Source organism: Aeromonas crassostreae (assembly GCF_054052445.1).
This window is the reverse complement of sequence record NZ_JBSTYM010000075.1, coordinates 1-315: the sequence shown is the minus strand read 5'-3', so window position 1 is coordinate 315 and position 315 is coordinate 1. Positions and strand designations below refer to the sequence as shown.

Genomic DNA, 315 nt, shown 5'->3' with positions numbered 1-315 from the left:
GCAACGTCCCCATGACCCAGCTGGTCAATCAACTCGATATCCTGCTGCCCGGCGACCGCCCCTTCGTCGCCCCCAGCGCCTTCCTGCAAGCCCGCCAAAAGCTCGGCGACAAGAGCATTGCGCGTCTGTTCCACGACACTGCCACCCGCTGGCATCAACAGGCCAACCACCCCGGCTGGGCCGGGCTGCAACTGCTCGCCGTCGATGGCGTGATGTGGCGCACACCCGATACCCCGGACAATGCCGCCGCCTTTGCCAAGCCCGGCACCCAGCATGGCGAGACCGCCTATCCCCAGGTGCGCATGCTCTGTCAGA

1 protein-coding gene is annotated in these 315 nt (G+C 66.3%); it reads left to right on the top strand.

Annotated features, from left to right (window positions below; genetic code table 11):
* Positions 1–315 (top strand): transposase domain-containing protein (locus tag ACW5W4_RS18945; protein ID WP_456690421.1); only part of this gene is annotated, 315 nt, incomplete at both ends.